General features: G+C 71.1%; 19 protein-coding genes and 1 pseudogene. 14 read left to right on the forward strand and 6 right to left on the reverse strand.

Annotated features, from left to right (window positions below; genetic code table 11):
* Positions 1-122: 122 nt before the first annotated feature.
* A complete protein-coding gene (locus MXD61_RS17980; protein ID WP_248814634.1) occupies positions 123-1,892 on the forward strand; it encodes a GGDEF domain-containing protein in 1,770 nt (589 codons plus the stop codon).
* Positions 1,893-1,941: 49 nt separating this feature from the next.
* Here MXD61_RS17980 and MXD61_RS17985 read toward each other — a convergent pair whose 3' ends face one another.
* Entirely contained in the window at positions 1,942-3,594 is a 1,653-nt protein-coding gene (locus MXD61_RS17985) for a class I adenylate-forming enzyme family protein (RefSeq protein ID WP_248814635.1), read from the reverse strand.
* Positions 3,595-3,596: 2 nt separating this feature from the next.
* Positions 3,597-4,385: an enoyl-CoA hydratase/isomerase family protein gene (locus tag MXD61_RS17990; RefSeq protein ID WP_248814636.1), complete on the reverse strand. Its 789-nt coding sequence runs from the start codon at positions 4,383-4,385 to the stop codon at positions 3,597-3,599.
* Positions 4,386-4,456: 71 nt separating this feature from the next.
* Here MXD61_RS17990 and MXD61_RS17995 point away from each other — a divergent pair, with 71 nt between their 5' ends.
* From MXD61_RS17995 to MXD61_RS18025, 7 genes are all read left to right on the forward strand, one after another.
* Positions 4,457-5,617, forward strand: coding sequence for an acyl-CoA dehydrogenase family protein (locus MXD61_RS17995; RefSeq protein WP_285223311.1), 1,161 nt, complete (start codon positions 4,457-4,459; stop codon positions 5,615-5,617).
* Positions 5,614-6,591 carry an acyl-CoA dehydrogenase family protein gene (locus MXD61_RS18000; RefSeq protein WP_248814638.1) on the forward strand — a complete coding sequence of 326 codons (978 nt, stop codon included), beginning with the start codon at positions 5,614-5,616 and terminating at the stop codon, positions 6,589-6,591. Before MXD61_RS17995 ends, MXD61_RS18000 begins: the two co-directional genes overlap by 4 nt.
* Positions 6,592-6,642: 51 nt before the next feature.
* Positions 6,643-7,821 carry an amidohydrolase family protein gene (locus tag MXD61_RS18005; protein ID WP_248814639.1) on the forward strand — a complete coding sequence of 393 codons (1,179 nt, stop codon included), beginning with the start codon at positions 6,643-6,645 and terminating at the stop codon, positions 7,819-7,821.
* Positions 7,822-7,900: 79 nt separating this feature from the next.
* Entirely contained in the window at positions 7,901-9,346 is a 1,446-nt protein-coding gene (locus MXD61_RS18010) for a class I adenylate-forming enzyme family protein (protein WP_248814640.1), read from the forward strand.
* 126 nt (positions 9,347-9,472) lie between these two features.
* Positions 9,473-10,270, forward strand: a complete 798-nt coding sequence (locus MXD61_RS18015; RefSeq protein WP_248814641.1) for an enoyl-CoA hydratase — start codon at positions 9,473-9,475, stop codon at positions 10,268-10,270.
* A 59-nt stretch (positions 10,271-10,329) separates the two neighbouring features.
* Positions 10,330-10,755 carry an OB-fold domain-containing protein gene (locus MXD61_RS18020; RefSeq protein WP_248814642.1) on the forward strand — a complete coding sequence of 142 codons (426 nt, stop codon included), beginning with the start codon at positions 10,330-10,332 and terminating at the stop codon, positions 10,753-10,755.
* Between the two features lie 55 nt (positions 10,756-10,810).
* Positions 10,811-11,956: a thiolase family protein gene (locus MXD61_RS18025; RefSeq protein WP_248814643.1), complete on the forward strand. Its 1,146-nt coding sequence runs from the start codon at positions 10,811-10,813 to the stop codon at positions 11,954-11,956.
* A gap of 173 nt (positions 11,957-12,129) precedes the next feature.
* Here MXD61_RS18025 and MXD61_RS18030 read toward each other — a convergent pair whose 3' ends face one another.
* Positions 12,130-13,302: a thiolase family protein gene (locus MXD61_RS18030; protein WP_248814644.1), complete on the reverse strand. Its 1,173-nt coding sequence runs from the start codon at positions 13,300-13,302 to the stop codon at positions 12,130-12,132.
* A 270-nt stretch (positions 13,303-13,572) separates the two neighbouring features.
* The gene (locus MXD61_RS18035) at positions 13,573-14,340 is read right to left on the reverse strand and encodes an SDR family NAD(P)-dependent oxidoreductase (protein WP_248814645.1); all 768 of its coding nucleotides are present in this window, start codon (positions 14,338-14,340) and stop codon (positions 13,573-13,575) included.
* A gap of 375 nt (positions 14,341-14,715) precedes the next feature.
* Between MXD61_RS18035 and MXD61_RS18040 the strand changes: the two genes are divergently transcribed.
* The 5 genes and pseudogenes from MXD61_RS18040 to MXD61_RS18055 form a co-directional block, all read left to right on the forward strand.
* Positions 14,716-15,726, forward strand: coding sequence for an LLM class F420-dependent oxidoreductase (locus MXD61_RS18040; RefSeq protein ID WP_248814646.1), 1,011 nt, complete (start codon positions 14,716-14,718; stop codon positions 15,724-15,726).
* A gap of 122 nt (positions 15,727-15,848) precedes the next feature.
* The gene (locus MXD61_RS18045) at positions 15,849-17,486 is read left to right on the forward strand and encodes an AMP-binding protein (RefSeq protein WP_248814647.1); all 1,638 of its coding nucleotides are present in this window, start codon (positions 15,849-15,851) and stop codon (positions 17,484-17,486) included.
* A gap of 70 nt (positions 17,487-17,556) precedes the next feature.
* Positions 17,557-17,682 carry a hypothetical protein gene (locus MXD61_RS28145; protein ID WP_285223312.1) on the forward strand — a complete coding sequence of 42 codons (126 nt, stop codon included), beginning with the start codon at positions 17,557-17,559 and terminating at the stop codon, positions 17,680-17,682.
* A 50-nt stretch (positions 17,683-17,732) separates the two neighbouring features.
* Positions 17,733-18,617 (forward strand): TIGR03620 family F420-dependent LLM class oxidoreductase, encoded by an 885-nt coding sequence (locus MXD61_RS18050; RefSeq protein WP_248814648.1) that lies wholly within the window; start codon positions 17,733-17,735, stop codon positions 18,615-18,617.
* 66 nt (positions 18,618-18,683) lie between these two features.
* Positions 18,684-18,947: pseudogene (locus tag MXD61_RS18055) on the forward strand (SAM-dependent methyltransferase); the annotation flags it as partial.
* Between the two features lie 75 nt (positions 18,948-19,022).
* Here the strand turns inward: MXD61_RS18055 and MXD61_RS18060 are convergent.
* Both MXD61_RS18060 and MXD61_RS18065 read right to left on the reverse strand, forming a co-directional pair.
* The gene (locus tag MXD61_RS18060) at positions 19,023-19,346 is read right to left on the reverse strand and encodes a type II toxin-antitoxin system PemK/MazF family toxin (protein WP_248814649.1); all 324 of its coding nucleotides are present in this window, start codon (positions 19,344-19,346) and stop codon (positions 19,023-19,025) included.
* Complete coding sequence (locus MXD61_RS18065; protein WP_248814650.1) at positions 19,343-19,612, reverse strand: hypothetical protein; 270 nt, start codon at positions 19,610-19,612, stop codon at positions 19,343-19,345. The genes MXD61_RS18060 and MXD61_RS18065 overlap by 4 nt, the downstream gene beginning before the upstream one ends.
* Positions 19,613-20,156: 544 nt before the next feature.
* On the opposite strand from MXD61_RS18065, the gene MXD61_RS18070 reads away from it, so the two are divergent.
* Positions 20,157-20,360 (forward strand): transposase family protein, encoded by a 204-nt coding sequence (locus MXD61_RS18070; RefSeq protein WP_248814700.1) that lies wholly within the window; start codon positions 20,157-20,159, stop codon positions 20,358-20,360.
* Positions 20,361-20,442 lie beyond the last annotated feature (82 nt).

A 20,442-nucleotide genomic window follows, 5' to 3' on the forward strand; every position in this document is an offset into this window, starting at 1 on the left:
TCATCGATGGCGGGCCGGGCGTCTGGCGTCAGGGCGTCACCATGTGATCGCGTATCGTAGGGTTTTGGCGTGCGCGGGCCGTTGTGCCGGGTGATGCTGGGCGGGGAGGGAGGACGCCGTCCATGCGTCGTGCTGGTGTTCCGCTCGCGACCGACCCGGAGGCCTCGCCCGGCGCGCCGTCCACGTCAGGGGTCGCGCTGGCTCTCCCGCCCGCGGCGCCACTGGGCGGTCGGGCCTTCGTCCTGCTCGCGTGCGCCACCGCGGTGCTGGTCGCCGCCGTCCTCGTCCCCCAGGCCGCGCTCGACGGCGGGAGTCGGCGTCCCTTCGAGATCTTCGGGCCGCTGGTCCTGAGCGGATGGTCGCTGCTGCTGGGCGTGGTCGCGGTGCTGCGCACACGCCGGGAGGAGCGGCGCTGGCGGGCGCTGCTGACCGGAGCGCTGGTCTTCGTCGTGGTCGGGGCGATCCAGTGGATCGTGGTCTTCGGCGTGGACCACGACCGGCGGGTGCACTACACCAGCCTGAACGCGGTGCACCTGGTGCCGGTGGGGCTGGCGTTCCTGGCGGTGCTGGCACTGCCGGGAGAGCCCCGGCGCGACGCGGCCGACCCGCGCCGGGCGAAGCCCGACCTGGGTCGCTACCTGCTGATGCTCCTCGACGGACTGCTCATCGCCGGGTCCGTCCTTCTGCTGCTGTGGGTGGAGGTGCTCGGCGACCTGCACGGCAGCGGACTGTCCGCCGCCAGGTACTGGCTGGGGCTCGGGACCATCCTCGGCAGCGCCGCCCAGCTGTTCGCCCTGCTGCTGCTGCTCACCTTCGGCCGTCCCCGCAGTCCCCGGGCGGTCGTGATGTACGCGGCCGGCGCGCTGTGCATCACGGTCGCCACCGGCGCGAGCGTCCAGTGGGCGCTGATCCAGCGGGTGGAGATCAACCAGACCGCGAGTGCCTGGGTGGGGCTGGCGCTCGGTCCGCCGCTGCTCGGGCTCGCCATGCTGGTCCCGCCCGGGCGCAGGCGGCCCGGCCCGGGCCTGACGTCCGCGCCGGGCACGCCCGGCCGGTCATGGGGCGACCAGCTCGCGGTGTGGGCGCACGTCTACCTGCCGTACCTGCCGCTGAGCGCCGTCGCCGGGCTGGTGGTGGCGACCGCGGCGCGCGGCGACGCCCTGCGCGGAGTCACCCTGGCGCTGTTCATCGCGCTGGTGGGGCTCGTGCTGATCCGGCAGATGGTGACCGTCGCCCAGAACACCCGGCTCCTGGTCAGTGTGCGCGTCGCCCAGCAGGAGCTGCATTACCAGGTGCTGCACGACCCGCTGACGGGTCTGGGAAACCGGATGCTGTTCGACGCGGAGGTCGCCGACGCGGTCCAGGACCACCGGGCGCACGGAACGCCGGTGGGGCTGCTGTACTGCGACCTGGACGACTTCAAGGCGGTCAACGACACCCTGGGCCATGCCGCCGGTGACGAACTGCTGCGCGCGGTCGCCGGCCGGATACGCGGCGCGGTGCGCCGGGGGGATCTCGCCGCCCGCATCGGTGGGGACGAGTTCGCCGTGCTGCTGCGCGATCTCGGAAACGACCCACGGGCGGTCGGGGAGCTCACGGCACAGCGGGTCCGCGAGGCCATGTACACCCCGCTGCGGGTCCACGGGCACGACCGTCGGGTGTCCGTGAGTGTCGGGCTCGCGGTGGTGGCCGCGGCCGGTCCGCTGGAGAGCCCGGAGGAGCTGCTGCGGCGTGCCGATCGGGCGATGTACGCGGCGAAGAGCGGCCGGCGCCGCCGCCCCCCAGCGGCGGCGCCCGCGACCGGGCCACCCGCCGCCCTACGGCCCGCGCCGCCGACCGGTCATGGTGGCGCCATGACGGACGGCGACCCCGTGATCCCGAGACCCGTGTGACCCGTGACCCCGGTGATCCGGGCCACGGGTGGGTCGGATCCCGCGCGGGTCAGGCCTCGCGCAGACGTTCGGCCAGATCGCTGTCCATCGCCGGGGCGTCCATCACCAGACGGGAACGGACGATCTTGCCTGAGGCGGTGCGGGGCAGCGGACCCTTCCAGCGCACCAGCTGCTCGGGCAGCTTGCGCTTGGCGATACCCAGCTCCAGCAGATGCGAGATCGCGTCCTGCAGGGTGACGTTCGCGCCGTCGGCGACCGCGACGGCGACCACGAGGCGTTCGCCGGTGGCCGGGTCCGGCAGGCCGAACGTGGCGTGTTCGGTCGAGCCCGGCAGCCCGAGCAACGCCTCGTCGAGCTCGCTCAGCGAGATCTTCAACCCGTTGCGGTTGACGATCTCCTTGAGCCGCCCGACGACGGTCAGCCGGCCGTCGGTGACGTCGATCTGGTCGCCGGTGCGGTACCAGTCGTCCTCGAAGGCGCCCTTGTCATCGGCCGGGTCGAGGTAGCCCAGGAACAGGTTCGGACCACGCAGCAGGCCCTCCTGCGGGTGCTCCGACGAGCCGATGCGCACCTCACCGCCGCGGATGGGCACGCCGTCGTCGGCCAGCCGCCGCTCACGCGGGTCGTCGGGCAGACTGCCGGAGAACACCGGTGCCTCGGACGAGCCGTACATGCGCACGATCTCGATGCCATAGCGGTCGGTGGCGAGCTCGAGCAGCGGGCGGGGCAGCATCGAGCCGCCGAGGGTGAGCCGGCGCAGCCGCACCGGCACGTCGGGCCCGGCCTCGGCCGCGGCGGTCAGCAGCCGCTGGGGGATGACCGGGGCGCCGCCGAGCAGCGTCGGTTCCTCGGCGTTGATCCGCGCCAGGGTGGCCGTCGGACTGAAGCGGTCCTCCAGCAGCAGGGTGCCGTGCCGATCGGCCGCGAGCTGCAGCTGCATCAGGCCGGTGATGCTGGTCAGCGGGCTGACCAGGAACGTCGCCACGTGGTCGTGGGCGACGGACCGCTCGAGGTTGAACAGGCCCGCGGTGAGGGTGTTCAACGAGTGGACGACGCCCTTGGGCCGGCCGGTGGTGCCCGAACTGAACATGATGATCGTGGCGCGGTCGCGGTTCGGTTCGGTCCAGGTGGCCGCCGGCACCGACGGGTCGACCTCGGCGCCGAACAGCTCCAGCGACAGCACCCGGTCCCCGGCCAGGGCCAGGGCCTCGCCGAGTCGTTCGGCCTCCCGGTCGGGCACGAGGATCCACGGATCGGTCGGGAGTGCCTCCAGCGCGAAGCGCACCTCCGCCGCACCGCTGCGCCGGTCCAGCCCGACCACGGTCGTCCTGGCCCGCAGCAGGGACTGGTAGGCGATGACACCCTGATGGGTGTTGCCGGTGACCAGGATCGCGGCGTCGCCGGGGCGGACCCCGCGGGCGGCCAGCGTGGACACCCCGCCGGCGACCGCGGCGGCGAGCTGGGCGTAGCTCAGGCGCACCTCGTTGTCGACGACGGCGAGTGCGTCCGGAGTGCTGGCCGCCGCGGCCTCGATGCCGTCGGCGAGGCGGCGCTCGTCCCACTGGCCCTCGGCCCGGTAACGCTCACCGAGCTCGGCCCGCACCCCCGACAACCGCGGGTAGCGCGCGGTGCGGGCACCACCACTGCCGCCGGTGCCCGTCCCCGTGCTGTCGTCAGAGCCGTTGTCGTTGCCGTCCGCCACGATCAGGCTGCTCCCGTCCTGCTCAACATCCGGGCCAGGTTCTTCTGGAAGGCCGGCTCGTCGAAGGACTCCGATTCGCTGTCGAGCCCACCGGACAACAAGGATGCCACTGCTTGGCGCAAGCCGCTGTTGATGAGCTTTTTCGACTCGACGACCGCCTGGGGCGGCAGGGCGGCGAGGCGGTTGGCGAGCTCGACCGCGGTGGTCACCGACTCGCCGCGGGGCACCACCCGGTTGACCAGGCCCAGGTTCAGCGCCTCGGCCGCGGGAATCCGGTCGCCGAGCAGGATGTACTCCTTGGCCCGCTGCAGGCTGATCAGCAGCGGCCAGACCAGTGCGCCGCCGTCGGCCGCGGTGAGGCCGAGCAGGACGTGCGGGTCGGCGAGGAAAGCCTGTTCCTCGATCACGACCAGGTCGCTCATCGCGGCCAGGCTGCAGCCCAGGCCCACGGCCGGGCCGTTGACGGCAGCGATGATCGGCACCCGCACCGAGGTCATCCCGCGCACGATCGCCGCGGCCTCGGCCATCACCTTGGCGCGCAGCCGGGGGTCGGTGACCATCCGGTCAAGCAGGGCGAGATCACCACCGGCGGAGAACGCCTTGCCAGCGCCGGTGAGGACGACGGCCCGCACCTCGCTCGCCGCGTCGATGGCCGGCCACACCTCGGCGAGAGCGGTGTGCAGCCCCTCGTCGGAGGCGTTCAGGGTGGCAGGACGGTTCAGGGTGACAACCCGGACCGGGCCCCGATCCTCAATGAGTACCGGGGCTTCCGGCTCCTCGTGCTCGACCACGTCACTCCTTGAAAGACGACCCGGGAACTTCGACGTTGCTTCGAGGTTCGCGGGTTCCTATATTGACGTCAATGTTGCATATAACTGCCAGCAGTGGAAGCGGTCCGCTTCGTGACGATGCGTGCTCGTACGCCGCTGCCCTCGACGACTGGCTGGCCACCCGGCCGGCGGCGTTGGAGGCTGCTTCGCGTCCGATCGCCGCGTACGACCAGCGGGTGGCCGTGACTTCCGCGCTCATGGGTGTTCTGTACGACGAGGGTTGGGCCCGTTACGGGTGGCCCGAGCAGCTGGGCGGCTTCGGTGGTGACATCGTGCACCGAGCCGTCATGTGGGACGCGCTGGCGCGGCACGGGCTGCCGGCGATGGCGCTCTACGAGCATCTCGAGGTGCTTCTGCCCACGCTCGTGGCACTCGGTAACCCGACCTTCATGGCCGAGGCGCTGCCCCGGTTCCTGCGCGGCGAACAGGTCTGGTCCCAGGGTTTCTCCGAACCCGAGGCGGGTTCGGACCTGGCCAGCGCCCGCACCCGGGCCGTCGAACGCGACGGCGGTGGGTACGCCATCACCGGGCGCAAGATCTGGACGAGCTGGGCCCGCTACGCCCGGTGGTGTCTGGTGCTCGCCCGGACCGGGACGACCGAGTCACGCCACCGCGGGCTGTCCGCCTTCATCGTCGACCTCGAGGATCCCGGCGTCGAGGTGCGGGCGATCGAACAGGCCAACGGCACCGACGAACTCGCCGAGGTGACCTTCGACGAGGTGCTGGTCGGCCCGGAGCGCCTGGTCGGGGAGATCGGCGGCGGCTGGCGGGTGGCGATGCACATCCTCGCCCACGAGCGCGGGACGTTCGGCTGGTTCCGGCACAACTTCCTGACGCGGGAGGTGCTTGACAATCTCTCGCTGGGCGGACCGGCGGGCGATACGCTGCTGGGCAACGCTCTGCTTGATCTGGCCGCCGTCCGCGCCAGCAGTTTCGGTGGTGTGCGGGCGCACGCGGCGGACACGGTGCTCGGTCCTCGGGCCGCGTTCGTGAAGCTGATGCTGGCCGCCAGCGAGCAGGCCGTGAACGACTGGGTGCTCGCCAGCGACCCGGATCTTGCTGTTGGCGTGCAGGACGACCATGTGGCGGTGAACCGCCAGGACTATCTGTTCTCGCGCATCGTCACCGTCTACGGAGGGTCGCAGCAGATGCAGCTCGACACCATCGCCAAGCAGATTCTGCGGCTGCCATGACGTCGGTCGTGGAGTCACCGGACCGCGAGTTCCTCGAGGCGGCCGGTGCCGCGCTGCGCGGCACCGGGCCCGGTGAGGATCCGCTCGAGGCGCTCGGCTGGTGGGATCTGCTGGCCGAGTTCGACGACCGCGACGCCCGCGGGGCCGCCCTGGCGCTGTTTCGCGCCCAGGGCCGCGAGCTCGCGGACACCGCGGCGCTCGGTGCCCTGATCGCCCAGCCGTATCTGGCGGCGGCCGGGGCGGAACCCGGCACCCTCGTCGCCGTGATCGTCCGCCGTTCGGCCCGTGGCGAGCGGCTGCTCGCCGTCGGTGATGTCGCCGGGCGCACGCTGCTCGTCGACCGGCCGGGTCAGGGCGCGTCGGTCATCGCCGCCGAGAAGACCGAGCTCGTGCCGGTGACCGTGCCCGGTCGCCTCACCCTGCACGAGGTCCGGGTGGACGACGCGGCGCTCACCCCGGCGATAGCCGAGGCCGAGGCCGCGGCCGTGCGGGCCCGGGCGGTCTGTCTCGGCCGGATCGGCACGTCGCTGGAGATCCTCGGCGCCGCCGAGGGGACCCTCGCGCTCGCCGTGGCCTACGCCGCCTCCCGAGAGCAGTTCGGCCGGCCGATCGGCACGTTCCAGGCGGTCCGTCATCTGCTGGCCTGGGCACAGACCGACAGCGTGGCCCTGGAAAGCGTCGTGACGACCGCCGTGGCGCTCGACGCCGCGGCACCGGAGCGTCACGACGAGGTCGTCAAGGCGCTGGCGGGGCGCAACGGCCGGCGCATCTGCGAACGGGCCATGCAGGTGTTCGGCGGCATCGGATTCACCGCCGAACACGACCACCATCACTTCCACAGCCGGGTGCTGGCCCTCGACGCGCTGCTCGGCACGTCCGCGGAGCTGACCCACACGCTCGGCGCGTGGTGGCGCGAGTCCCGCGCCGACCCCAGCGCATCCGCGCGCGCCCTGCTGGCCGCAACCGGCTCGTGACAGCGTCCGCGGTTCCCACGTCCACCATCTGATCAGCAAGGAGAGGCCCACATGACGTCGAGTCCGTCGCCCTATCCGATCTTTGACGCCGACAACCACATGTACGAGACCGAGGAGGCGTTCACCAAGTTCCTGCCGGAGCAGTACCGCAGCGCGGTGCGCTACGTCGAGGTCGACGGTCGTACCAAGATCGCTATCAAGGGTCAGATCAGCGAGTACATCCCGAACCCGACGTTCAGCGTCGTGGCACGCCCCGGCGCGCAGGAGGAGTACTTCCGCATCGGCAACCCGGAGGGCAAGTCCTACCGGGAGATCATCGGCAAGCCGATGCGCTCGATCCCGGCGTTCCGCGAGCCCGAGGCGCGCCTGAAGCTGCTCGACGAGCAGGGCGTCGAGCGCACCCTGATGTTCCCGACGCTCGCGAGCCTGCTCGAGGAGCGCATGCGGGACGACCCGCAACTGACCCACGTCGTCATCCACGCGCTGAACCAGTGGATGCACGAGACCTGGTCGTTCAACTACGAGAACCGGATCTTCGCCACCCCGGTCATCACCCTGCCGATCGTCGACAAGGCGATCGAGGAGCTGGAATGGGTGGTGGAGCGCGGAGCCCGCGCCATCCTCATCCGCCCGGCGCCGGTGCCGACCTACGGCTACTCGCGCTCCTTCGGTCTGCCCGAGTTCGACCCGTTCTGGAAGAAGGTCGTCGAGGCCGACATCCTGGTCGGGTTCCACTCGTCGGACAGCGGCTACAACCGTTACACCGACGACTGGGAGGGCGCGAACAAGGAGTACCTGCCCTTCAAGCCGGAGGCGTTCCGGATGGTCAACCAGTGGCGCCCGATCGAGGACACCGTCTCCTCACTGATCTGCCACGGCACGCTGACCCGGTTCCCCCAGCTCAAGATCGCCTTCGTCGAGAACGGCGCCTCCTGGGTCGAGCCGCTGATCGCGAGCCTGAAGAACGTGTACAAGAAGGGCCCGCAGATGTTCGAGGAGGACCCGATCACGGTCCTTCGCCGCAACATCCACATCAGCCCGTTCTGGGAGGACGACATGTCGAAGTTGGTGGAGCTGCTCGGTGAGGACCGGGTGCTCTACGGCTCCGACTACCCGCACCCCGAGGGCCTGGCGGAGCCCGCGAGCTTCGCCGCCGAGCTGACCAATGTCAGCGAGGAGGTCAAGGCCAAGATCCTCGGCGGGAACATGTCCCGGCTCATCCCGGTCTGACAGGGGCTTTGGCCCGTCGGCCCGGTGGGTCGACGGGCCACCCGGCCGGCGCCCTGGCGCGCAGGCGAAGGGGGATCTGGTGACAGATCGCGTGGTCCTTGCCTTCGGCGAGCGCGGCTACGGCCGGGCCGAGCTCGAGGCGCTGACCGAGGGGCTGGCCCGTCGCCTGGTCGCCCGCGGGGTGCGCCCCGGTGACCGGGTGGCGTTGATGTCGTCGAACCGGCCCGAGTTCGTCGTCGCGGTGCGGGCGCTGTGGCGGGTCGGTGCGGCGGCGGTGCTGTTCAGCCCGACGTGGCGGGCCGGTGAGGTCGAGGACGCCCTCGCTCTCACCGAACCGCGCCACGCCGTGGGCGACCACCCCGGGCTCGCTGCCGCCATGCCGATGCTGCACCTGGACGAGCCGATCGAGGCGGTCACACCGAGTCGGCCGGCGGCCGGGTCGGCCACGGGTTCGCCCCGTTGGCCGGTGCCGCGCCCGGACGCCGAGGCGCTGCTGGTGTTCAGCTCCGGGACGACCGGGCTGCCCAAGGCGGTGCGGCACACCCACGCGTCCTTCGACGCGGCGGTCGGGCACTGGCGGCGTGCGCTGGGAATGACCGGCGCCGACCGGATGCAGATCGCCACGCCGCCGTCGCACATCCTTGGCATCCTCAACATCGCCACGGTGTGGGCGGCCGGTGCCTGGATGCGTCTGCACCGCCGGTTCGACCTCGACCGGGTCCTGCGTGCCATCGAGGCGGACCGGGTCACCATCGAGATGGCGGTGGCGCCGATCGCCCTGGCGATCGCCGGACATCCGACACTGGAGTCGTTCGACCTGTCGTCGCTGCGCTACATCATGTGGTGCGCCACCCCGGTCACCCCGAGTGTCGCCGAGTCGGTGACGGCGCGCACCGGGGTCGGGTGGGTGACGGCCTACGGGGCCAGCGAGGTGCCGCTGTTCACCTGCACCCCGCCGGGGCGCACGTCGCTCACCGGCGCGCCGCTGGACAGCGTCGGCCAGGCGGTGGACGGCGTCGAACTGCGGGTGGTGGACCCCGACAGCGGCGTCGTGCTGCCCGTCGGCGCCACCGGCGAGCTGCAGGCCCGGTCGGCGTCGGTGATGGCCGGCTATCTGCCGGCCGCGGCGACCGCGGACGTCATGGTGGACGGCTGGTACCGCACCGGCGACCTCGGCCAGGTGGACGCGGACGGCTGGGTGCGGCTCACCGACCGGCGCAAGGAGATGATCAAGGTGCGGGCGTTCCAGGTGGCGCCGGCCGAGGTGGAGGCGGTGCTGCACCGACACCCCGCCGTGGCCGACTGCGCCGTGTTCGGCGTCCCGGACGCCGCCGACGGGGAGGCGGTCATCGCCGCCGTCAGCACCCGGGCGCCGGTCACCGCGGACGAGCTGATCGCGCTGGTGGGCGGGCGGCTCGCGTCGTACAAGCGGCCCCGCCGCGTCATGTTCACCGACGAGATCCCCCGGTTACCGTCCGGGAAGGTGCTGCGTCGGGTGCTACGGGCACGCTATGAAGAACAGTAGAGCCACGGACACGGACCAGTAGAACATCACAAGGGGCAACGTCCGCTACGGGCAGTGCCTACCAGGGGCAACATCGCGATGCGGGTATCGAGCTGGTCGGCCCGACGCGCGGCTGAGGAGCTGCAGGTGTTCATTCGCTACGAGGTCGCCGACAAGATCGCGACCATCTCGCTCAACCGGCCTGAGGTCGCCAACGCCCAGAATCCCGAGCTGCTCGACGAGCTCGACGAGGCGTGGCGTGCCGCCGCCGCCGACGACGACGTCGCCGTCATCATCCTGCGCGGGGAGGGCAAGCACTTCTCCTCCGGGCACGACATCAAGGGCGCGGGCAGTGCGAACGGGCACGGGAAGATGACCCTCGAGGAGATCATCCAGTACGAGTCGCGCCGCTACCTGGAGTACACGCTGCGCTGGCGCAACACCCCGAAGCCGTCGATCGCGGCCGTGCAGGGCCGCTGCATCGCGGGCGGGCTGCTGCTGTGCTGGCCGTGTGACCTCATCATCGCCGCGGACGACGCGAAGTTCTCCGACCCGGTGGTGGCGATGGGCATCGGCGGGGTCGAGTACCACGGGCACACCTGGGAGCTCGGGCCGCGCAAGGCCAAGGAGATCCTGTTCACCGGCCGGGCGATCACCGCCGAGGAGGCGGAGAAGGTCGGCATGGTCAACCGGGTCGTGCCCCGCGCCGAGCTGGACACCGCGACCCGGGAGCTGGCCGCCAGCATCGCGAAGATGCCGCCCTTCGGCCTGCGCCAGGCCAAGCGCGCGGTCAACCAGACCTTGGACGTGCAGGGCTTCTACGCGGCGATCCAGTCGGTGTTCGACGTCCACCAGACCGGCCACGGCAACGCGCTCAGCGTCTCCGGTTACCCGATCCTGGTGAACCTCGACCAGATGAAGACCAAGGTCAAGTCCGAACTGTAGGACAGGCGAACGGCGCCACGGCGGGAGCCGGACGGTCGCCGAGGCGAGGAGAGAATGGCGTGACCAAGGTAGCGTTCGCCCCCGACGTGTTCACCTGGCCGGCCGACGAGCCGCAGCTGATCGGCAGCCGCTGCCCGGTCTGCCAGGCGGTGACGTTTCCGCGCAAGCCGTCGTGCCCGCGCTGTGGCAACCCCGACATGGCCGAGCGTCTGCTGCCCCGGCGCGGGACCCTGGTGGCCTGGACCATCCAGGGTTTCCTGCCCAAGGCGCCGTACGCGGGCGGGGAGACCGAGGAGACGTTCCGACCCTACGGGGTGGGGCTCGTCCAGCTCGGCGACGAGGTCCGGGTCGAGACGCGGCTGACCGAGGCCGACCCGGAGAAGCTGCGTTTCGGCATGGAGCTGGAACTGGTGGTCGTGCCGTTCCGTACGGACGCGGACGGTACCGAGGTCGTGATCCACGCCTTCGCGCCGACCGAGTCCTGACCCAAGAACCGTCCCAGCGCACGAGTCGTCCCAGCCCTGGATCGAGGAGATTGACATGCACGACGTCGCCATCGTCGGGGTGGGCATTCACCCGTTCGGCCGGTTCGGGCCGAAGTCGGCGATCGAGATGGGTGCGCAGGCGGTGCGGGCCGCCTGCGCCGATGCCGGAATCAGCTGGTCGGATGTGCAGTTCGCGTTCGGTGGCAGCAACGAGGTGGACAACCCGGACGCGGTGATCAGCCTGCTCGGCCTCACCGGCATCCCGTTCATGGATGTCTACAACGGCTGCGCCACCGCCGGCACCGCCCTCGAGCTCACCGCCGACGCGATCCGCTACGGCAAGTACGAGCTCGGTGTCGCCGTCGGCATGGACAAGCACCTGCCGGGCGCGTTCACCGCCGACCCGGAGTACTACAGCGCGCCGTCCTGGTACGGCGAGGCCGGCCAGTTCCTCACCACGAAGTTCTTCGGCATCAAGATCAACCGCTACATGCACGACCACGGCATCTCACACGCGACCCTGGCCAAGGTCGTGAACAAGAGCCTGCGCAACGGGGTGCTCAACCCCAACGCGTTCCGCCGCAAGCCGCTGGACGAGGAGACCATCCTCGGGGCGCGGATGCTCAACTACCCGCTGACCCAGTACATGTTCTGCTCGCCGGACGAGGGCGCGGCGGCCGTGGTGCTGTGCCGGGCCGACATCGCCCACCGCTACACCTCGAACCCGATCTACCTGCGGGCCACCGCGCTGCGCACCCGGCGCTACGGCGCCTACGAGGTGCACAGCTCGTGGGCCGCGGTGGAGGAGGACGTCGCGCCGACGGTCTACGCCAGCCGGGCCGCCTACGAGGCCGCCGGCATCGGCCCGCAGGACGTCGACGTCATCCAGCTGCAGGACACCGACGCCGGTGCCGAGATCATCCACATGGCCGAGAACGGTTTCTGCGCCGACGGTGAGCAGGAGAAGCTGCTCGCCGAAGGCGCCACCGAGATCGGCGGCCGGCTGCCGGTCAACACCGACGGTGGTCTGATCGCCAACGGGGAACCGATCGGCGCCTCCGGCCTGCGCCAGATCCACGAACTGGTCCGCCAGCTGCGCGGCCAGGCCGGCGACCGCCAGGTCCCCGGCAACCCCCGGGTCGGCTACGCCCAGCTCTACGGCGCCCCCGGCACCGCCGCCGTCTCCATCCTCACCACCTGACGGGGACGTCCCCCTGACGCGAAAGGGCGTCCCGCCCAGGGCGGGACGCCCTTTCCGGTTCGTGGCCGGCCTCCCGTGTGGCCTGCCCGCGGAGGCGGAACGCGTATCGCGCCTCCGGCGGAACAGGACCGGCAATCCCGCGCCGACACACAGGAGCCGGCGCGGGCCCAGGATCAGAGCAGCTCGAGGACCATGGCGGCGCCCATGCCGCCGCCGGCGCACATCGACACGACGCCCAGGGTCGCGCCGCGGCGGCGCAGCTCGCCGAGCATGGTGACGACCATCCGGGCGCCGGTGGCGGCGATCGGATGGCCGAGGCTCGCGCCGCTGCCGTTGACGTTGACGATCTCCGGGTTGATCCCGAGCTTGCGCACCGCCGCGACCGGCACCGAGCAGAACGCCTCGTTGATCTCGAACAGGTCGATGTCGGCGAGGGTGAGACCGGCCCGGTCGAGTGCCTTCGGGATGGCCAGGGTGGGGGACATGCCGGTGCGGGCGGGCTCGATGCCGACGGCGGACCACGAGCGGATCCGGGCCAGCGGGGTGATGCCGTGAGCGGCGGCGTAGGAGTCACTGGTCACGGTGACAGCCGCGGCGGCGTCGTTGAGACCGGCGGCGTTACCCGCGGTGACGGTGCCGGCGTCGCCGAGCTCCGGGTGGATGAGCTTGAGCGAGGCGAGCCGCTCCAGCGTCGTGCCACGCCGCGGGTGCTCGTCGGTGTCGAAGCGCACGACGCTGCCGTCGGGCCGGGTGACGTCCAACGGGATGATCTCTTCGGTGAACGCGCCCGCGTCGATGGAGGCGATCGCGCGGGCGTGGCTGTAGACCGCCCACTCGTCGACGTCGGTACGGGTCAGGCCCATCTCGCGGGCGGTGTTCTCGCCGACGGTGATGGACATGTCGAACGCGGGGGCCTCGGGGGTTTCGGGGTGCGACGGGGGGCGCCACAGCGTCTGGTTGCCCTCGGCGTCGAACTTCACGCTGGGAGCGGCGTTGGTGAGGCTTTCGGTGCCGCCGGCGATGACGACCTGGTCCATCCCGGCGCGGATGCTGCCGGCGGCGATCGAGACCGCGGACAGGCCGGCCGCGCAGTGCCGGTTGTCGGCCAGGCCCGGCACGTCGTTCAGACCGAGCCGGACGGCGACGTTGCGGGCGATCACCCCGCCGCCCTGCATCGACTCGGCGAGGACGATGTCGTCGACGTCCTGCGCCGGGATCCCGCTGCGCTCAAGCACAACCGGGATGACCGCCTCGGCGAGGTCGAAGGCGTCGAGGCCGACGAGGGTGCCCTTGCGGGTTCGGCCGATGGCCGTGCGGCCGGTCGAAACGATCACTGCTTCGGTCACGGGGATCCTCCCTGGGGGAACCGGCCACGCGCCCGCCGACGGCACCGCCGCGGCGCGACACGCCGCCCATCCGCGCAGATGTCGATATTGATATCGACAGTAGCCAGCGCCCCTGCCACCCGCAACCGACCCGCGGCCGACCCCGGGCGTTCCCGTAACGCCGCAGGTCCAGCTGTCGCCGGGTCGTCCGCGTCGGGCCGTCCGCGCCGGTCTCCACGTCCGCACGGGGAGACCGGCGGCAGCGAGGACAGCCCCGGGCCGGGGGAGGTCCTACTTCGGGGGGAAGCGCAGCGCGCCGTCGAGACGGATGTTCTCGCCGTTGAGATAGGGGTTGCGCACGATCGACTCGACCAGCAGGGCGAACTCCTCCGGCCGGCCCATCCGCTTGGGGAACTGGATGCTGGAGGTCAGCTTCTCCTTCAACCCCTCGGGCGCGGAGAGCATGATCGGGGTGCCCATGGTGCCGGGCGCGATCGCGTTCACCCGGATGCCGGACGGGGCGAGGTCACGAGCCAACGGCAGCGACATGCCGAGGATGGCGGCCTTGGCCGCGGCGTAGGCCAGCTGACCGACCTGGCCCTCCAGGCCGGCGATGGAGGCGGTGTTGACGATCACGCCCCGTTCGCCGTCCTCGGTCGGGGTGTTGTGGGCTATCGCCGCGGCGGACAGCCGGGTGACGTTGAACGTGCCGACCGCGTTGAGCTGCAGGACGCGGACGAACGAGTCCTTGTCGTGCGGCGTTCCGTCGCGGTTGAGGGTGCGGGCGGCGATGCCGCCGCCGGCGACGTTCACGACGATCGAGAAGGTGCCCAGCGACTGGGCCGCGCTGATCGCGGACTGCACCACGTCGTCGTCGTTGATGTCACCGCTGACCGCGAGGGCGTCCGGCCCGATGCTGTCGGCGACCTCCTTGGTACCGCCGTCGTGCAGGTCGAAGACCACGGTCTTCACGCCGAGGCCGACGAGATGCCGCACGGTCGCGGCGCCGAGACCGCCGGCCCCGCCGGTGACGATCGCCGAACGTCCTGTCAGATCCACAGTGTCCTCCTGCCCCGGGACGCCGTTCCCAGCCGGGAACCCGCGTCCGTGCGTGTCCCGAAATCGGGACCCATGCCCTGCCTGCTGTGGGCAGCCGCCGGTAGGGGCGACCGCGGAAGTCCAATCCCGGCCGCGAACCCAGGCCATCATGGACAGCGTGACCATAACGGGTCCGGTCCTGGCGGGACAACGGACGCGGCGTCCGCCCGGCCGCCACGGCGCCCGCCCGCCACGGCGCCCGCACCGCCGCCGAGCCGGCCGCGGTGCGGCAGGTCCTCGTGGGCAGCGTTCGTGGGCAGCGGAGGTGGGCAGGCATGCTCCGGTGCCAGACGTTGACATTGACATCGAGTTTTGCGTCGGGCTAGCGTCAAATACGTGACAGAAGTAACGCTTGGCCTGAGCCTGGCTGGAATCCGCGGTAAGGGCGCCTCGCTCGCCGAGGTGGCACGCCGGGCCGAACAGGCCGGCTATGACTCGGTGTGGACCGGCGAGGCCTGGGGTGCCGACGCCTTCACACCGCTCGCCTTCATCGCCGGCATCACCACCCGGCTGCGACTGGGCACCGCGATCGCGCAGATGCCGGCCCGGACCCCGGCCGCCACCGCGATGACAGCCCTCACCCTGCAGCAGCTGTCCGGGGGCCGGCTCATCCTCGGCCTTGGCGCGTCCGGGCCGCAGGTGGTGGAGGGCTGGCATGGCGTGCCGTACCGCCCGCCGGTGCAGATGACCCGCGAGTACCTGGCCATCCTGCGTCAGGCCCTCGCCGGCACCGCCAAGGTCGCCTTCGAGGGATCCGTCTACCAGGTGCCCTACACCGGCCCCGGGTCCACCGGCCAGGGGCGGGCGCTGCGTTCGCAGCTGCCGGGTGCGCCGCAGACGCCGATTCTCATCGCCGCGCTCGGGCCGAAGAACGTCGCGATGACGGTCGCCGAGGCCGATGGTCTGCTGCCGTACCTGTGGAGCCCGCGGCACTGGAAGAACGCCTGGGGTGAGGCGCTCGCCGCCGCCCCCGCGGGCTTCCAGATCGCGCCGACGGTGCTCGCCTGCGTCGGTGACGACGTCGAGGCCTGCCGCGACGAGGTCCGCCCGCGGATCGCGTTGCACATCGGCGGCATGGGGTCGAAGACGAAGAACTTCTATGCCAATCTCGTCGCCCGTTACGGCTATGTGGAGGAGGCGAACCGGATCCAGGACCTGTTCCTTGGCGGTGACCGGGCCGGGGCGTGCGCGGCCGTCCCCGACGACCTGGTCGACGACCTGGCCCTGGTGGGTCCGCCGGCGCGGATCGCCGACCAGCTCGCCGCCTGGCGGGAGGGCCCGCTGAGCACCGTGATCGTCGAGCCGACCGACCACACCATGCTGGAGGCCATCGCCGGCATCTGGTGAGACCGCCAGTGGTCGGGCGGACGGTCGAGACCGCCGGTATCTGGTGGCGCCGCCGGCTGGTGGTGAGGCAACGTGACGGTGGGACCGGATCCGAAGTCGACGTGGAAAGTGGGAGTACGGCCTTGGCACAGGGTGCGCAAACAGGGACGACAGCCGCACAGCTGCTGCGGGCGCGGGCCGCGGACGACGGCCCCGGCCTGATCATCGGCGATGACCGGTGGAGCTACCGCGAGCTGGTCGCGCAGGCCGCCCGCCGGGCGAACCACTTCGCGTCGGTGCGCGATCCGCAGCGCCCCCCGCACATCGGTGTCCTGCTGGAGAACGTGGCCGACTACGTGTTCTGGCTGGCCGCGGCCGCGCTGTCGGGGGCGACCGTGGTCGGCGTCAACGCGACCTACCGGGGCGAGCAGCTCGGCCAGCTCGTCCGGCACACCGACTGCCAGCTGCTGGTGACCTCCGCCGGTTACGCGCCGCTGCTCGAGGGGGTGGACACGGCGGTGCCGGCCGAGCGCGTCCTCGTCGTCGACACCCCGGAGTACGCCGCGCTGCTCGAGGCGGCTCCGGCCACGCTGCCGGCCGTCGAGGTCGGTCCCGAGGACCTGTTCCTGCTGATCTTCACGTCCGGTTCGACCGGCCTGCCCAAGGCGGTGCGCTGCACCAACGGCCGCTTCGCCCGCACCGGCGGGCACGTCGCGAAGGTCACCGAGCTGCGGCGCGGTCGGGACCTGGTGTACTCGCCGTTGCCGTTCTTCCATTCCAGCTCGCTGTTCACCGGCTGGTCCTCGGCGCTGAACGCCGCCGTCCCGATCGCGACACGGCCGAGGTTCTCCGCCTCGAACACCCTGCCGGACCTGCGCCGCACCGGCGCGACGGTGATGACCTACACCGGCAAGGTGCTCAACTACATCCTCGCCACCCCCGAACAGCCCGACGACGCGGACAGCCCGCTGCGGGTCGCGGTCGGCAACGAGGCGTCGCTGCGCGACATCCGCGAGTTCGCCCGCCGCTTCGACGCCACCGTGCGCGACAGTTACGGCTCCACCGAGGGCATCATCATCATCCGCCGCGACCCGTCGATGCCCGACGGCGCGCTCGGCCGGCCCGACCCGACCGTCCGCGTGCTCGACGCGACCACCGGGCAGGAGTGCCCGCCGGTCACCTATGGTCCGGACGGGCGGCCCAGCAACCTGGACGTGGCCGTCGGCGAGATCGTCGAGACCGCGCCGACGGAGGGCTTCGAGGGCTACTACAACAACTCCGAGGCCACCTCGGCCCGGTTCCGGGCCGGCGCCTACTGGTCGGGGGATCTCGCCTACCGCGACGACGACGGCTGGCTGTACTTCGCCGGCCGGTCCAACGAGTGGCTGCGGGTCGACGGGGAGAACTTCGCCGCCGCCCCGGTGGAGGCGATCATCGGACGGTTCGCGGACGTGCGTTCGGTCGCCGTCTACGCCGTGCCCGACGATCCGGTGGGCGACCGGGTGATGGTCGCCCTCGAACTGCGCGCCGACGCCCACTTCGACGCCGCCGCGTTCGACGCGTTCCTCGCCGAGCAGCCCGACCTGGGGCCCAAGTGGCTGCCGTCGTTCGTCCGGGTCACGGCGGAGCTCCCCAAACTCGCCAGCATGAAGATCGACAAGATGCGGCTGCGGCGGGAGGCCTGGCAGGTCGACGGGGTCGTGTGGCGCCCGGAGCGGGGCGCCGCCCTGCGCCCGCTCGAACCCGCCGAACGGGCCCGCCTCGATGCCCTGCTCAGCTGACCGCCTGCCAGGTTCGGGCCCCGGCCCCGGCCTTCGTGGGCGTCCGCGGGCTTCTGCTGGCTTCCGGCAGGTGGTTGCCCGCACACTGAAACCCGAGCTCGATATGAAGGTCATCGACCGGATTCCGCAGCGGTGGCGGCCGATCATGGAGTCGGTGCCGGCGAACCAGGAGACCTGGGCCGCGGTCCGGCCCTGACGACGGCGCCACCCCGACGACGGCGCCACCCCGACGACGGAGGAGATCAGATGAGTCCCGCGGCGCTGCCCGGTCCGGTCGGACTGTGGGGCGGGTTCCTGGACCGGCTGCCGGCGGCGCAGGCCGTCGAGGCGGTGCGGGAGGTCGAGGCCGCCGGGGTGGCGAGCCTGTGGCTGCCCGAGCACAGCGGCGTCGACCCGTTCGTCCGCGCCGCGCTGTACCTGTCGGCGACCACGCACCTCACGGTCGCCCTGGGCGTCGCCACGATCTACGCCCGGGATCCCGAGGCGATGGTGGCCGTGTCGAGCACCCTCGAGGAGGCGTTCCCCGGCCGGTTCATCCTCGGCCTCGGGGTGAGCCACCGCAGCATGGTCGAGGCCCGCGGCCACACGTTCGGCCCCCCGCTGGCCACCATGCGGGCGTATCTCGCCGCGATGGACGCCGCGGCCGGGCAGCGGCGCCGCCCACCGACGGTGCTCGGCGCCCTCGGGCCGAAGATGATGACGCTCGCCGGTACGGCTGCCGACGGCGCGCACACCTACTTCGCCCCGGTCCCGCACACCGCCGCGATCCGCGCGGCACTGGGACCGGGCCGTTTTCTCGCCCCCGCCCAGATGGTGGCGCTGACCGACGCGGACGGCGCGGTCGACCAGGACGCGGTCCGCCAGTATCTGCGCTTCTGCCTGAGCCTGCCCAACTACACCGCCAACCTGGCGCGTTACGGCTTTACCGACGAGGACTTCGCCGCGGTCAGCGACCCGCTCGTGGACGCCCTCGTCGTCGCGGACGACCCGGACCTGCTCGGCGAGCGGGTCAGCGCGCACCTCAAGGCCGGCGCCGACCAGGTCGTCCTGCAGTTCGTCCCGCCGCCGCACGCCGACGTCATCCGCGGCCGCCTGGTCGCTCGCGAGCTGGCCACCGTCACCCCCAGCTGACCGGCGCCGCCGCCGGGATCATGTCAATCCGATAGCTGTGCTCCATATCCGTGGCGATACGGTTACCTGCTCGGCGGCAAGGAGAACGTCCCCGCCGACCGGGAGGCCGCCGAGCGGTCGCTGGCCGGGTTCCCGCACATCCGGACCAGCGCCCGGCAGAACCAGGCGTTCAGGACCCGCGCCGTGCGTCACCTGGCGACCGATGTCGAGATCCGGCAGTTTCTCGACATCGGCACCGGCATCCCCACCTCACCGAATCTGCGCGAGGTCGCCCAGGGCATCGCCATCGAGGCCCGGGTGGTCCACACCGACAACGACCCGACCGCCCTCGTACCGCTCTCAGGATTCTGACCTGCGTCTTTTTGGTGATCGGGCCGTATCCGGGTCCGTACCCGGGTGATGCGCTCAGTGCAGCAGGCCGAGGTAGCGCGAGAGGGTGTGCTCGACCTGGGCCATGTCGTCGCGGGAGAGGTAGTCCACGAGTTCACCCGTGACATAGGAGCTGTCGATGGTGCGGATCTGGTCGATCAGGATCCTGGTCGACCGTCCCGTAATGATCACCTCCGGCCTGAAGGTGGACGCCTGTGCGCTGGACGACGTGGGCACGATCGTGACCGTGGACCATGCGTTCTGCTCCATGCTCAGGACGAGGCCGAGTCGACGTCCCCGCTGTTCATGCCCGCGCTTGGCGTCGCCGAGGTCCACCGGGTACACGGCGCCGCGGATCACGGGTGGTCCTGGGACCTGGCTGGTACCGCGAGGTTCGTGCCTGTGATCACAATGTTGCCGTCGGTGTCGTACTCCCACGCCTCGGGCTCGGCGGACAGGTCCTCATTCCGCAGCCGGTGCATGTCCTCGCGGGCACGCACCTCCCACGCCTCCCGGTCCAGCAGCCGCAGGGCGCGCCGGATGACGTCGCTGGTCTTCTCGTCCTGGCGGCGGTTGGCCTCAACGATCCGGAGGTCCTCTTCGGTGGGGCGGAATCCAACACTCATGACTTCACCGTACAACAAACGTACAACATTCGAGGGGGACGGTGGACGCGTAGGGCAGGGGCATGGGTATCCCGGGGGTGGTACCCATCGCGCTCACCCATGCTCGCGCCCTGTTCGCCAGTACACCGGCCTGTGCCACCGCCCAGGGCTGCGGCGAGGTGTCTTATCAATTTTGATCGATTACGTGGCGTGATGGCGCCGGTGACTGTCTGGTGGGCCTGGGAGTTGGGTTGTGTGGTGTCGGTGATGCGCCACCCGTCGCCGGCCAGGTGGGTTGGAGCGACCTGCCGTCCGGTCGCCGGGGGATACGTGCCGTGATCGGATCAAGGCGTATCTGATCGGTTTGGGAGGCAACCAGAGATGCGATGGGGGGACCTGGTACCGGCGTTGTGAAGACAGTGGCCTTCTGTTCGGACAATGAAAGCGCCAACCAACATTGTCTATACAAACAGAAGGCCGCCGCGTGCCATCATGCCAGTCTGGGCCCTGTATGTCCACGGCCCCGTTCGACGTCGAGCACTGCGACATCGCAGGTCTCCTGACGATGCTGGAGCAGATTCCCGATCCACGCGACCAGCGGGGAAAGATCTACGGCTTGTCCTTCGTTCTTGCCGTGATACTCGTCGCGACGCTGACGGGCGCGACATGTCTGCGTCGAGGTGGTTCTCGATGGCGACGGCGTCCATGGGAAGGGCACCGAGATACAGCTACCAGCTGCGGTCGGCGAACAGGTCGCCCGCTTGGTTGACCGGCTCCGAAGCAGCCCGTTCGACAGTCCCGGAGCGAACGAGCTGGCCGCCGCAGGCCTGTCCGAGACCTATCTTGCCGTC

Source organism: Frankia sp. AgPm24 (assembly GCF_023243055.1).
Classification (GTDB): Bacteria; Actinomycetota; Actinomycetes; order Frankiales; family Frankiaceae; genus Frankia; species Frankia umida.

Coding starts and splice junctions, on each gene's coding strand:
- MXD61_RS17980 (WP_248814634.1), top strand. CDS start 123: ATGCGTCGTGCTGGTGTTCCGCTCGCGACCGACCCGGAGGCCTCGCCC.
- MXD61_RS18070 (WP_248814700.1), top strand. CDS start 20,157: ATGCTGGAGCAGATTCCCGATCCACGCGACCAGCGGGGAAAGATCTAC.
- MXD61_RS18005 (WP_248814639.1), top strand. CDS start 6,643: ATGACGTCGAGTCCGTCGCCCTATCCGATCTTTGACGCCGACAACCAC.
- MXD61_RS18000 (WP_248814638.1), top strand. CDS start 5,614: ATGACGTCGGTCGTGGAGTCACCGGACCGCGAGTTCCTCGAGGCGGCC.
- MXD61_RS17995 (WP_285223311.1), top strand. CDS start 4,457: ATGTTGCATATAACTGCCAGCAGTGGAAGCGGTCCGCTTCGTGACGAT.
- MXD61_RS18065 (WP_248814650.1), bottom strand. CDS start 19,612: ATGAGTGTTGGATTCCGCCCCACCGAAGAGGACCTCCGGATCGTTGAG.
- MXD61_RS18050 (WP_248814648.1), top strand. CDS start 17,733: ATGAGTCCCGCGGCGCTGCCCGGTCCGGTCGGACTGTGGGGCGGGTTC.
- MXD61_RS18025 (WP_248814643.1), top strand. CDS start 10,811: ATGCACGACGTCGCCATCGTCGGGGTGGGCATTCACCCGTTCGGCCGG.